Here is a 12,804-nt window from a genome sequence, read left to right as displayed (position 1 = left end):
CCGATCTCATCCCATCTTTCGGAAGGCAGAGCGTGTCCTCTTCCATCACCGCTCCCGAGGGCATCATCAACCCTCCGATCGACGAGCTCCTCGAGGCCACCGACTCGAAGTACAGCCTCGTGATCTACGCCGCCAAGCGCGCCCGTCAGATCAACGCGTACTACTCGCAGCTGGGCGAGGGCCTGCTCGAGTACGTCGGTCCGCTCGTCGACACGCACGTCCACGAGAAGCCGCTCTCCATCGCCCTGCGCGAGATCAACGCGGGTCTGCTCACCTCCGAGGCCGTCGAGGGCCCCGCGACCTGAGACGCAGCAGCTTTAGCAGCTTTATCCACAGGCCCGGCAGCGACTGTCGGGCCTGTGGTGTGTCATGGAGTCGTACGGGTCGCACGAGTCGCATTCACGTTTCCGAACTCGGGGAGAGACGGTGGACAAGCCCAAGGTCGTTCTGGGAGTCAGTGGTGGCATCGCCGCGTACAAGGCGTGCGAACTGCTGCGCAGACTGACGGAGTCGGGCCACGACGTCCGTGTCGTCCCCACCGCGTCCGCCCTGCACTTCGTCGGCGCGGCCACCTGGTCCGCGCTCTCCGGACACCCCGTCTCGACCGAGGTGTGGGACGACGTCCACGAGGTCCCGCACGTGCGCATCGGCCAGGGCGCCGACCTGGTGGTCGTGGCTCCGGCGACGGCGGACATGCTGGCGAAGGCGGCCCACGGCCTCGCCGACGACCTCCTCACCAACACCCTCCTCACCGCACGCTGTCCGGTCGTCTTCGCGCCCGCCATGCACACCGAGATGTGGGAGCACCCGGCCACCCAGGAGAACGTGGCGACACTGCGCCGCCGCGGTGCCGTGGTGATCGAACCGGCCGTCGGCCGGCTGACCGGCGTCGACACCGGCAAGGGCCGACTGCCCGACCCCGCCGAGATCTTCGAGGTCTGCCGCCGGGTGCTCGCGCGGGGCGTCACCGAACCCGACCTCAAGGGCCGGCACGTCGTCGTCAGCGCCGGCGGCACCCGCGAGCCCCTCGACCCGGTCCGCTTCCTCGGCAATCGCTCCTCCGGCAAGCAGGGCTACGCCCTCGCGCGCACGGCCGCCGCCCGGGGCGCCCGGGTCACGCTGATCGCGGCGAACACGGGACTGCCGGACCCGGCCGGCGTGGACGTCGTCCCGGTCGGGACCGCCGTACAGCTGCGGGAAGCGGTGCTCAAGGCCGCCGCGGACGCGGACGCCGTCGTCATGGCCGCGGCGGTCGCGGACTTCCGACCGGCCGAGTACGCGGCCGGGAAGATCAAGAAGAAGGACGACAAGGACCCCGACCCCATCGTCCTGCTGCGGAATCCGGACATCCTCGCGGAGATCTCCGCCGACCGGGCCCGTCCCGGACAGGTGGTCGTCGGATTCGCCGCCGAGACGGACGACGTCCTCGCCAACGGCCGCAAGAAGCTGGCCCGCAAGGGCTGCGATCTGCTGGTGGTGAACGAGGTGGGGGAGCGCAAGACGTTCGGTTCCGAGGAGAACGAGGCGGTCGTGCTGGGTGCCGACGGCAGCGAGACCGCCGTACCGCACGGCCCTAAGGAAGCCCTGGCCGATACGGTGTGGGACCTGGTGGCACACCGTCTGGCCTGATTTGTTTCAGCCATTTGTCAGTTCGCCGAAACCCCACATTGGTGCGTGGCGGCTCTGGCCAACGGCACTCGGCATTCGGCAAAATGCGCGTGCCGCAGGTCACAGGGTTTCCCGAGAGACGAGACAGGGGGACCGTCTGCCGACCGCGACCGATAAACTGTTCTCGGACGACGTCGGGCGCAGCTCCCGTCCCGTCCGCCAATGATCAGCCAGCAGCCGCTGCAACCTCAGGGAGCGTTGTGTCCCGTCGCCTTTTCACCTCGGAGTCCGTGACCGAAGGTCACCCCGACAAGATCGCTGACCAGATCAGCGACACCATTCTCGACGCGCTTCTGCGGGAGGACCCGACGTCCCGGGTCGCCGTCGAGACGCTGATCACGACCGGCCTGGTGCACGTGGCCGGCGAGGTCACCACCAAGACCTACGCGCCCATCGCGCAGCTCGTCCGGGACAAGATCCTGGAGATCGGCTACGACTCCTCCAAGAAGGGCTTCGACGGCGCCTCCTGTGGCGTCTCGGTGTCCATCGGCGCGCAGTCCCCGGACATCGCGCAGGGTGTCGACACGGCGTACGAGAACCGTGTCGAGGGCGACGAAGACGAGCTCGACAAGCAGGGCGCGGGCGACCAGGGCCTGATGTTCGGCTACGCGACGGACGAGACGCCGACGCTGATGCCGCTCCCGATCTTCCTGGCGCACCGCCTCGCCAAGCGCCTCTCCGAGGTCCGCAAGAACGGGACCATCCCGTACCTGCGCCCCGACGGCAAGACCCAGGTCACCATCGAGTACGACGGCGACAAGGCCGTCCGCCTCGACACCGTGGTCGTCTCCTCGCAGCACGCGTCGGACATCGACCTGGAGTCGCTGCTGGCCCCCGACATCCGCGAGTTCGTGGTGGAGGCCGAGCTGAAGGCACTGGTCGAGGACGGCATCAAGCTCGACACCGACGGCTACCGCCTCCTGGTCAACCCGACCGGCCGCTTCGAGATCGGCGGCCCGATGGGCGACGCCGGCCTGACCGGCCGCAAGATCATCATCGACACGTACGGCGGCATGGCCCGTCACGGCGGCGGCGCCTTCTCGGGCAAGGACCCGTCCAAGGTCGACCGCTCCGCCGCCTACGCCATGCGCTGGGTCGCGAAGAACGTCGTGGCCGCGGGTCTCGCCTCGCGCTGCGAGGTCCAGGTCGCGTACGCGATCGGCAAGGCCGAGCCCGTGGGCCTGTTCGTCGAGACCTTCGGCACCGCCAAGGTCGACACGGACCGGATCGAGAAGGCGATCGACGAGGTCTTCGACCTCCGCCCGGCCGCCATCATCCGCGACCTCGACCTGCTCCGCCCGATCTACGCCCAGACCGCGGCCTACGGCCACTTCGGCCGCGAGATCCCCGACTTCACGTGGGAGCGCACCGACCGCGTGGACGCGCTGCGGAAGGCCGCGGGGCTGTAACCCGCGATTGCCGTTGCGAGGCCCGGTTTCCCTGTGGGGGAGCCGGGCCTCGCCGTTTCGTCAGGGCGCGGGTTCGTCACCCGGGGACGGGGCCGAGTCGTCCGGCGGCTCCTCCGGGTCGTAGCCGAAGCGGCGCCTGATCTCGTCGACGGCACCTGTCTTGCCGTGCACCGACGCGAGGTGGATCAGGCGTTCTGTGAACAGGTCGACATCCGGATCGGTGACGGAGAAACCGAACCACTCCAGCAGCGAGTCGACGGACAGACCGTCGCCCGAGCCGTTGTCGGACGCCGACGCGTCCCCCATGTCGTACGGCTGCTGCCAGTCGGCCGATTCGTGGCCGTCCGGGGTGCCGTCCGCGAAGACGGATCTCGGCGGGGACACCAAGTGGTCGAACGGTGGCGCGACCGGCTCGTTCTTGGCAGCGGCGGAGAGCTGAGCGAGGAGACCGATCCGGTCGACCGCACCCTCCACCTCCTTCTCGTTGTGGGAGAGCCACCACACCACGGCGCTGCCCGTGTCCTTGAGCACGTCGTCACCGAGATAAGCCCGCTTGCTGCGCTCGTAGTTGCGCTCGTGCTCCCAGACGTCCTCGTCCTTGCGTACGTCGGAGAGCTTGGCGAGCCGTTCACGGTCGTGCTCCGGAAGGCTGAGCGAGACGTCGAAGGCCATCGCCATGATCCGGCCGGTGGACTCCACGCGCATGGTCGCCAGGGAGCCGTCGAGCTGATGCTGGGCGAACGCGCTGCGGTGGGGCGGCTGTTGGGCCGTCACCACGCGGGCACGCTGGAGTACGGCGTCGATCGCCAGGCCCGCGGGGCTGATGTAGGGCGCGTCCGAAGGGGCGTCCAGCACGAGCCAACGCACCGTGGCAGAGAAGGAGAAGTCGTAGTCGGCGACTGAACTGGGCAGTGCCACATGGGCCACCCGCTGCTCCTGTCGTGCGGATTCCGGCAGCGGGAGATCCGGCTCCGGAAGCAGATCCCGTGGGAACGCCTCGGGCTTCGGTGTGAGGAATCGGTTCGTCACCACTCCGACGACCGTCAGCAGCGCGGCGGACGCGGCCCAGGCCCACAGCGGCCAGTCCGCGCACAGGCCGAGGATGACGAGGAGCAGGCCGAGGATGACCGTGAGGAAAAGCGTCATTGCCTTGTGTCCAGAACTCATGGAAGGCCCCCGATGACGGCTCGCGCTCAGACGGCGAGTGGGTAGGACTCGATGCCCTGGGCGGTGTCGATCTTCCGCAGCAGGACGGCGACGGTCTCCGCGCGTGAGGCGCTCGGATCGGCGTGCAGCCAGTGCCGGGCGGCGCCGTAGAGGCACCCGGAGATCCGGACGTCCGCGTCGCAGGCGGCGGACAGCACCCTGAGCACCAGGTCGCGATGGCGGACGTCCTCGCTCGCGGTCAGCCAGCGGGCCAGGGGCGCCGTCCAGGATGCGACGGGACGCCGTAGCACGCCGTTCCAGCAGTTGATCAGCGACTCGCGGACGCTTCGATACCCCACGAGCCGCACGGGGTCGGCGAGTTCGAGGAAGAGGGCGCGGTCCTCTTCCCACTGGCCCTGGGCGATCCCGGCAGCGAGCCGGTCCAGCATGCGTCGGTACAGCCGGTGGTCCGACCGCGCCAGGTCCAGCAGCGCGCGGCGGGCCTTCGCCCCTACGACGCCGCTCGTGCGCCGCGCCAGATGGTGCAGCCGGACGAGGGCCTGGTCGGGATGCGAGCGGGCCATGGTCGTGGAGCAGACCACGACGAGTACCTGCCGGAACCCGGGGCCCGTCTCCGTCGACGTGCTCCAGTCGTAGATGTGCTGCCGGAAGAGACGGCCGTACCGCTCGTCCTCCAGCCCGCATGCCAGTACCTGGGCCGCGTCGGGGACGAGATGCGCCGGTGCCCTGTCCGACGTCCACCGATGCGCCAGCCAGGAGAGATCCTCGGGACGGGCGGTGCGCAGGCTCTGGGCGGCGAATCTCGCGACGGCTTCCTTGCGGTCGGACGGCAGGAGGGAGGACTGGACCAGGCACTCGTCGAACCAGTCGCGCAGCTGTCTGCGGATGTCCGGCAGGAAGGTCCAGAAGTGGTCCCGTACGGCCTGGTCGTAGCCGGCGATGCGGAACCGGACGCGGCCGTCGGTCCGTGTCTCGGCGCCTATGTCGGCGAGTTCGGCGTGCAGGTCGGCCCGGTCGAGCCGGGGAGTGGGGTCCGGTGGATGACTGAGCACGCGCAGCAGGGCGTTCGCGCCCTGGAGCACCGCCCCCGGACCGGCCCCGTGGAACAGGGCCAGGGACAGCAGCAGCGCTCGGTGCCGGCCGTCCTGCTGGGCCGAGAGATCCGCCGCGACCCGGGCGCTCTGGTCGTGCTGGTCGATCAGTGACTCGGCGAGCCAGTCGGAGAAACCCCGGTCGGCCGGCGAGATGTCCCGGCAGCGCCGGATCCGGTCGGCGAGGCCGGCCACTTCACGCATCGGGGCCTGGGTCAGGTAGCCGAGGAGCTCGCTGCCGGCGAGGTCGGACTGCGGTGGATCGATGCCGTCGTGCCGGAGATGACGGACGAGCACCCGGTGCGCCGAAGGGCGGCCGATCTCCACGGTGAGGCGTTTCAGTTCGCCCCGGAGCAGATAGCCGAGGTGGTGGGGGAGTACCACGGCGAGATGGGCGCCGCGTCGGACCAGGTTCTCGCGGAAGTCGGAGAGCGTGTTCTGGATGGCGAGGTACCGGGACTCCTCCGCCTCCGATAGGTCCAGCAGCAGCCGGTCGCCCGCACCGATGTCCCGGATGTCGAGCGGCGACGCGGCCGTGTCGTCGCTCATGTCGTCGGAGGTGTCCGGCAGTTCGTGCAGGCTGCCGCGGGTGTCGGACAGTTCGTGCAGCAGCATGATCGCGGCGGCACGCCGGCCGTGGCCCGGCAGTCCGTCGAGCAGAACCGTGTTCCGCTCCGACAGCCGGTCACGCGCGAGCTGCATACCGCGCGGCGGCACGAATCGCGCGGCGAGCTGTTCGCGGTCCTCCTTCGCTACGGCACGAGGACGCCTGCTCGCCTGCTCGCGCAGCCGGGCCTCGGCGGCGTAGTAGAAGTTGAACTGGGGTCCGTCACCGCTGTTGACGGACCCGTGGGCCTCGTGGACGTACGAACCGAAGGTCTCGTTCACCGTTCCTCGCCCCCACGGGGCGTCCGCGTGCCGAACCCCTGGCGTATCCCGCCCTGGTTGTCCCCGGCGATGTGGTTCGTGCCGTCGCCGTTGATCTGCGTCCCGTTGAACTGATCGCCGTCGCCCGTGTTGAGCGGACCGTGGGCGTCGTGCACATACGTTCCTACGGTGCCGCTGACCTGGCCGATGCCGCCGCTCTGGTGGTCGTTGCGGACGGTGAAGTCCGGCTCGGCGGAGGCGGGTTCATCGGTCGGCGTGGCGCGGTCCAGTGCGGCGAGGGCCGGTACGAGACGTACGAGCCGGTCGCCGAGCCGGGTGAGATCGGCCTCCAGGCTGTGCTGATCCACCCGGGTGTACTGGCATTCCGCGATCTCCGCGATCGACCTGGGCAGCCGTCGGGGATCGAGTTGCTCCACCCTGCGGCCGAGGAACAGCGGCACGATCAGCACCCCCGCTGCCAGCGCCTCCTCCAACTCCCGCCGGACCCAGTCCTGAGGGTTGTCCAGCGCACGCCTGCCGGGCCTGTTCCGGTCGGGTGCGTCGATCCACTCCTCGTCGACGAGCGCGAGCAGCACATGACTGCGGCGGGCGGCCCGGACAAGTACGTCGATGTAGTTGTTGCCGGGATCGATCGACTTCCGGGCGAGGAACACGCTGTCGGGGCCGAACCTGGCCGACAGCGCGCGGTCGCAGGAGTAGGCGACCTCCTTGCCGCTCTTGGTGCGGTAGTTGACGAAGATCTCGTGCATGGCCGTATCCCCTCTAGAAGGCGGTGGAGTGGGTCAGCGCGCCGGACAGGTCCGGGATCAGCGCTCGTACGGAGGCGTTGCGGGAGTGTCTGCCGAGCGTGTGGCCGAGGCGGCGCAGGTCGGCGGAGACCGTGGCGGAGTGGGTGAGCCGTACCGACGGCAGGGCCTCGCCGGCGATACGGCAGGCGTGGTCGATGTCTCCCGCCGCCGCGTGGGCCAGCGCGCGCCGGACGCCGTACCGGGCCCGGGTCCGGAAGGCGTGCTCCGGGATGCGGGCGGTCTCCTGGTCCAGCAGGGCGGCCGCCTGCTTCGGGCGGCCCAGGTCGTACAGGCACCAGCCGGTGAACATCGAGACCACGTCGGGGACATGGGAGGCGCCGAGGACCGGTTCGGCGGGATCGGCGGCGTCCTGTTCGAGCAGTCGGCGGGCGCGGTCGAGGCTGGCCATGCAGGTGCTGTGGTCGCCGTCGGCGGCGGCACCCTGGGCCAGGTGCTGGGCGGCCAGGCCCCGGATGCGGGCGGGCGCGTCGCTCTCCAGGGCGTGGGCGGCCAGCTGTACGGCTTCGGCGATGTCCCCGCGGTACAGGCTGATCAGGGAGCGGCGGACCTGTGCGTAGGTGGCCAGCCCGGTGTCCGCACCGGCTGCCGCGAGGTGCACGGCGCGGTCCGTCCACCAGATCGCGGCCGTGTCGTCGCCGCACTCCTGGGCCATCCAGCCCGCGTACTCGGCATAGCGGGAGGCGAGGAGCAGCAGGGTTCGCCGCCCGCGCGGGCCGCAGCGCGCGGCGAGCTGTTCCAGGCTGTGGGTCTGGGCGATGAGCGGCGGCAGCACACTCGCGGGGCCCGACGTCTGGCCGAGCCGCCGGAACTGGTCGAACAGCATCCGTGAGGCGTCCGCGAAGGTCTCGGCCCCCTCAAGGGGGAGCGAGCACGGATCGCCCGTGTGCAGGGTCAGCACCGAGGCGGCGCCGGCGGTGATGAGCCCGCGGCGGGTCACGGGTTGGAAGGAACTCGAACCGACCTTGCGCAGGTGCATCAGCCACACCTCGTCGTCGTTTCCGGGGGCGGGCAGAGGTGGTTCGGGGGGCCGGACGGGCACGAGCCGGCTGAGCGCGCCGTCGGCACCCAGTTCGGTGTCGCACAGGCGGGCCAGTTCGGGCGTCGGACGCTTGATTCCCCGTTCCACCTTGCTCAGTTGGCTCTTGCTGTAGTGCACGCGCTGTCCCAGTTGGTGCAGAGAGAGCCGGGCGGCGAGACGCCTCCTGCGCAGTTCCGGCCCGAAGTCGTGCGACTGCTCCAGCACTTCGACCTCCGTCGCTCCTCGGCCGACAGCCGATGAGCGCCGCGATTCAGCGTGGGGCAGCCGGCTGGGCCGAACAAGGCGAAACGGGCGTTTCCCGTTTCCTCATCCGGAGCGAAGCCGAGGTGAACTCCCTTGTCGAGTAAGCGGTTTCGGCCAGAGGTGGTCCCAAGTCGGCGGCTGGCGGGCTCTGTTCCCGGTGAGTCAGCGGCGGATGCCGCGGGCCGAGACGAGGAGTGCCGCCGCTGTGATGGCCGCGATGACCGCCGCCGCGTGTGCGTAGGCGTGGGTGTTGCCGGTGACGGCTGCCTGGAAGCCGTGCAGGGCCCAGTAGCCCGGGGTCGCGGGGGCCACCGTGGAGACCCAGTGGGGGAGGACGGCGAGGGGGACCAGGCAGCCGCTGAGGCAGGTGATCGTGAGGGCGCCGATGTCGGAGGCGGCGGCCAACTGGCCCTGACTGCGGGCGTGGACGCCGAGAGCCAGGCCGCAGGAGGTGACGCAGGCCGCCCAGAGGAGGGCCAGCAGGGGGACGCGCCAGGTGCCGGCGGCGAGGGGGAAGCCGAAGGCCGCCGTCGCGACGAGGAACAGTACGGCCTGCTGGGTCAGGAACAGCGCGATCAGGGGGAGGGCTTTGCCGGCCAGGATCGTCGACGGGGACGCCGGGCCGGAGCGCAGGCGGTCCCAGGTGCGCCAGGTGCGTTCGGAGAGCAGGAGTTGGCCGGCCACGTCCAGGGCGAGCAGGGTGAACATCACCGCGATGCCCGGAGCGGCCTGCACGATGCCCGGTGGGCCGGAGGTGGCCAGGCGGTCGTACACCGGGCGGAGCACGGTCAGGAGTACCAGGGACATGACGGTGTAGGCGACGGGGGTTCCCGGGTCCCGGATGAGCAGGACGAGGGTGTGGCGGGTCATGACCCAGGTGCGGCGGGCCGGAGTTGACGCGAGTTCAGGCCGCATCGTGTGCTCCCGTGGGGAGTTGGTGGGTGGCCAGGCTGCGGTAGAGGTCGTCCAGTGAGGGTTCGCGGATCGTGGCCGAACGGACCCGGGTGGTGTCGGGGCCCAGGTCCCGTAGCAGTTGGGCCAGTTCCCGCGCCGGGTCCACGGTGCTGAAACGCAGTTCCCCAGGGGCAGTTGAGGGCCGGCTCAGGTGCTCAGGTACGGGGCCGTTGAACGTCACGGCGACCTCGCCGGGCAGGCCGTCCAGGAGGTCGGCGCGGTGTCCGCGGGCGATCACACGGCCGGACGCCGCGACCGCGAGCGTGGCGTCCAGGTGCTCCAACTCCGGTAGGTAGTGCGTGGTGTAGCAGATCGCCGCACCTTCGTCGGCGCGGGTCCTGACGAGTCGTAGCAACGCCTCGCGGGTGGTGGGGTCGGCCCCGACGGTGGGTTCGTCGAGCAGCAGGACGCGGGGGCGGGGGAGGAGGACCGTGGCTGCCTGGGCGCGGCGCTGCTGGCCGCCGGAGAGTGTCGCGATCGGTCGGTCGAGTACGTCGGTGAGGATCAACTCCTCCGCTACGGCGGCCAGTTCGGTGCGGAGTTGAGTCCCGCGGAGGCCGGCGAGGCCGCCGAAGAGGCGCAGGTTCTGGCGCAGGGTGGCGGTCGGGTAGAGGGCCAGCTCCTGGGGTGCCAGTCCGATCAGGGCGCGTGCGGAACGTGGGGCCGTGGCGAGATCCACCCCCGCTACGAGGACCGAACCCGCGTCGGGGCGTTCCAGGCCGGCGACCGTGCGGGCGAAGGTGGTCTTGCCCGCGCCGTTGTGGCCGATCAGGCCGCAGATCTCGCCGGGCTCGATGTGCAGGTCGAAGCCGTTGAGGGCCTGGACAGGGCCCCATCGTTTGCGCAGGCCACTGACTGTCAGCATGGCCACTCCCTCGATTCCCTCGATATATACAGCGTATACGTATACTGTGTATACGTAGCTTCGAGGGAGGATGTCAAGTGACGCCACGGCGGATCAGTCGTGATCAAGTGCTGGATGTGACATGGGAGTTGGCGACCCGGAAGGGACTGTCGGCGGTCACGATGCGGGCCGTCGCACAGGAACTCGATGTGAACCCGATGACGCTCTACCGCCATGTCGGCGACAAGCAGGGACTCCTCGACGGCCTCGTGGAACGGCTGCTGCTCGAGATCGACGTGCCCGGTCCCGGACTCGACTGGCGAGATCAACTGCGCCTGCTCGCCCGCAGCATGAGGGCCACCGCCCGGCGCCACCCCGACCTGTTCCTGCTCCTCTTCCAACGTCCCGCGGTCACCCCGGAGGCCGTCGGGCCGCGCAACGCGGTCTACGACGCTCTGCGCGCCGCCGGTCTCCAGGAGGAGCGGATTCCGCGGGCCGAGCGGTTGCTGTCGACGTTCATGCTCGGATTCGCCGCCTCCGAGGCGGGGGGACGGTTCCGTGACAGTGACCCGGACGAGGACATGGCCTGCGCGGAAGAGCTCATCGTCCGGCTCCTCGCCGAGGGCTAGAAGACCGGGTGCGTACAGCGGTCGGCGGCCGTTGTCAGTCGCGTTTGGTAAGAATGCAGGCGTGAGCAGCGAGAACGGGGAACGGGGCGGCGGTGCGGAGGGTGCGCCGCCCGAGCAGCTTGCGCTGATCCGGGAGAGTGTGCGGCAGGCGAAGGGGCCGAAGGCCAAGCCGCGGACGTGGCGCGGGGCCGCCCTGGCCGGGGAGTTGCCGGTCGCGCGGGTGCTGGTCGACAAGGGTGTGTTGCATCTCGACCGGTACTTCGACTACGCCGTGCCCGAGGAACTCGACGCCGACGCGCAGCCCGGGGTGCGGGTGCGGGTGCGGTTCGGGGCCGGGCGGCACCGGGTGCGGGACGGTCGGCGCGAGGGCGGGGGGCTGATCGACGGATTCCTCGTCGAGCGGCTGGCCGAGTCGGACTACTCCGGGCCGCTCGCCGCGCTGGCGCAGGTCGTGTCGCCGGAGCCGGTGCTGAGCGCGGAGCTGCTCGGGCTCGCGAGGGCTGTTGCCGACCGGTACGCGGGGAGTCTCGCCGATGTGCTGCAACTGGCCGTGCCGCCACGCAGCGCGCGGGCCGAGCAGAAGCCGTCGCCCGCGCCACTGCCACCGCCGGGGGCGCCCGATGCGGGTTCCTGGGCGCGGTACGAACGGGGGGCCGGGTTCCTGGAGGCGCTGGCTTCGGGGGGTGCGCCGCGGGCGGTGTGGAACGCGCTGCCGGGGCCCGAGTGGAGCGAGGAGATCGCGCGGGCCGTCGCCGCGACGCTCGCCTCCGGGCGCGGGGCGCTCGTCGTCGTACCGGACGGGCGGGCTGCCGGGCGGGTCGACGCCGCGTTGACGGCGCTGCTGGGTGAGGGGCGGCATGCGCTGCTCACCGCCGACGCCGGGCCCGAGAAGCGGTATCGGCAGTGGCTTGCCGTACGGCGGGGGTCCGTGCGCGCGGTCGTCGGGACGCGGGCCGCGATGTTCGCGCCGGTGCAGAACCTCGGGCTCGTCGTGATCTGGGACGACGGGGACGACAGTCACAGTGAGCAGCACGCGCCGCAGCCGCATGCGCGGGAGGTGTTGCTGTTGCGGGCCGCGCTGGACAAGTGCGGGTTTCTGCTGGGGAGTTGGAGTTGCACGGTGGAGGCCGCGCAGCTCGTGGAGAGCGGGTGGGCGCGGCCGTTGGTCGCGTCGCGCGAGCAGGTGCGGGGGGCCGCTCCGCTCGTACGGACCGTGGGGGACGGGGACTTGGCGCGGGACGAGGCCGCTCGGGCCGCCCGGTTGCCGACGCTGGCCTGGCAGGCCGTGCGGGAGGGGCTGAAGCACGGGCCCGTGCTGGTGCAGGTGCCTCGGCGGGGGTATGTGCCGCGGATGGCCTGTGCCCAGTGCCGGGCTGCCGCGCGGTGTCGGCACTGTGCCGGGCCGTTGGAGGGGCAGGACGCGGGCGGGCTGCGGTGTGGGTGGTGCGGGGTCGAGGAGAACTCCTGGCACTGTCCCGAGTGCGGTGGGTTCCGGCTGCGGGCTCAGGTGGTGGGGGCGCGGCGGACCGCCGAGGAGTTGGGGCGGGCGTTTCCCGCGGTGCCGGTGCGGACGTCCGGGCGGGAGCAGGTGCTCGATACGGTGCCGGGGACTCCCGCGCTGGTCGTGAGTACGCCGGGGGCCGAGCCCGTTGCCGAGGGCGGGTATGCGGCGGCGTTGCTGCTGGACGGGTGGGCGATGCTCGGACGGCCTGATCTGCGGGCCGGGGAGGATGCGTTGCGGCGGTGGATCGCGGCGAGTTCGTTGGTACGGCCGCAGGGGGGTGGGGGGACGGTGGTTGTCGTGGCTGAGCCCACCTTGCGGCCTGTGCAGGCGCTTGTGCGGTGGGATCCCGTGGGGCATGCGGTGCGGGAGCTTGCGGAGCGGGCGGAGTTGGGGTTTCCGCCGGTTTCTCGGATGGCTGCGGTGGCGGGGGTTGCGGAGGCGGTCGCGGAGTTTCTTGCGGCCGTTGAACTGCCTTCTGATGCTGAGGTGTTGGGGCCTGTGCCGGTGCCTGTTGCTTTGGCGGGGGGGCCTCGGCGGGTGGGGGGGCCGCCGGTGGGGG

The 12,804-nt window shown here is 70.9% G+C and carries 11 protein-coding genes; 5 read left to right on the top strand and 6 right to left on the bottom strand.

Going from position 1 to position 12,804, the window contains the following annotated elements:
* Nucleotides 1-32: 32 nt before the first annotated feature.
* The 3 genes from rpoZ to metK all read left to right on the top strand — a co-directional run bounded on the left by rpoZ (nt 33) and on the right by metK (nt 3,077).
* Complete coding sequence (rpoZ, locus tag OO70_RS41520) at nt 33-305, top strand: DNA-directed RNA polymerase subunit omega (protein ID WP_019059732.1); 273 nt, start codon at nt 33-35, stop codon at nt 303-305.
* Between the two features lie 121 nt (nt 306-426).
* Complete coding sequence (gene coaBC, locus OO70_RS41515) at nt 427-1,629, top strand: bifunctional phosphopantothenoylcysteine decarboxylase/phosphopantothenate--cysteine ligase CoaBC (protein WP_043683929.1); 1,203 nt, start codon at nt 427-429, stop codon at nt 1,627-1,629.
* A gap of 239 nt (nt 1,630-1,868) precedes the next feature.
* On the top strand, nt 1,869-3,077 hold the full coding sequence (metK, locus tag OO70_RS41510; RefSeq protein WP_043683928.1) for a methionine adenosyltransferase: 1,209 nt from the start codon (nt 1,869-1,871) through the stop codon (nt 3,075-3,077).
* Between the two features lie 60 nt (nt 3,078-3,137).
* Here the strand turns inward: metK and OO70_RS54120 are convergent, their stop codons facing one another.
* From OO70_RS54120 to OO70_RS41480, 6 genes are all read right to left on the bottom strand, one after another.
* The gene (locus OO70_RS54120) at nt 3,138-4,223 is read right to left on the bottom strand and encodes a hypothetical protein (protein ID WP_051742098.1); all 1,086 of its coding nucleotides are present in this window, start codon (nt 4,221-4,223) and stop codon (nt 3,138-3,140) included.
* A 47-nt stretch (nt 4,224-4,270) separates the two neighbouring features.
* Complete coding sequence (locus OO70_RS41500) at nt 4,271-6,223, bottom strand: hypothetical protein (protein ID WP_051742096.1); 1,953 nt, start codon at nt 6,221-6,223, stop codon at nt 4,271-4,273.
* The gene (locus OO70_RS41495) at nt 6,220-6,972 is read right to left on the bottom strand and encodes a TIR domain-containing protein (RefSeq protein ID WP_043683926.1); all 753 of its coding nucleotides are present in this window, start codon (nt 6,970-6,972) and stop codon (nt 6,220-6,222) included. The genes OO70_RS41500 and OO70_RS41495 overlap by 4 nt, the downstream gene beginning before the upstream one ends.
* 13 nt (nt 6,973-6,985) lie before the next feature.
* Nucleotides 6,986-8,275, bottom strand: a complete 1,290-nt coding sequence (locus OO70_RS41490) for a helix-turn-helix domain-containing protein (protein WP_043683924.1) — start codon at nt 8,273-8,275, stop codon at nt 6,986-6,988.
* 201 nt (nt 8,276-8,476) lie between these two features.
* Complete coding sequence (locus OO70_RS41485; protein WP_043683922.1) at nt 8,477-9,229, bottom strand: ABC transporter permease; 753 nt, start codon at nt 9,227-9,229, stop codon at nt 8,477-8,479.
* Entirely contained in the window at nt 9,219-10,133 is a 915-nt protein-coding gene (locus OO70_RS41480) for an ABC transporter ATP-binding protein (protein ID WP_043683920.1), read from the bottom strand. The genes OO70_RS41485 and OO70_RS41480 overlap by 11 nt, the downstream gene beginning before the upstream one ends.
* Nucleotides 10,134-10,210: 77 nt before the next feature.
* Between OO70_RS41480 and OO70_RS41475 the strand changes: the two genes are divergently transcribed.
* Nucleotides 10,211-10,741: a TetR/AcrR family transcriptional regulator gene (locus OO70_RS41475; protein WP_043683918.1), complete on the top strand. Its 531-nt coding sequence runs from the start codon at nt 10,211-10,213 to the stop codon at nt 10,739-10,741.
* Nucleotides 10,742-10,802: 61 nt separating this feature from the next.
* The coding region (locus OO70_RS41470) for a primosomal protein N' (protein WP_043683916.1) at nt 10,803-12,804 on the top strand (2,002 nt) is incomplete at its 3' end.

The organism is Streptomyces xylophagus, assembly GCF_000716435.1.
Taxonomy (GTDB): domain Bacteria; phylum Actinomycetota; class Actinomycetes; order Streptomycetales; family Streptomycetaceae; genus Streptomyces; species Streptomyces xylophagus.
Note: the sequence above shows the minus strand (reverse complement) of the source record. Positions and strands in the feature narration are given on the sequence as shown.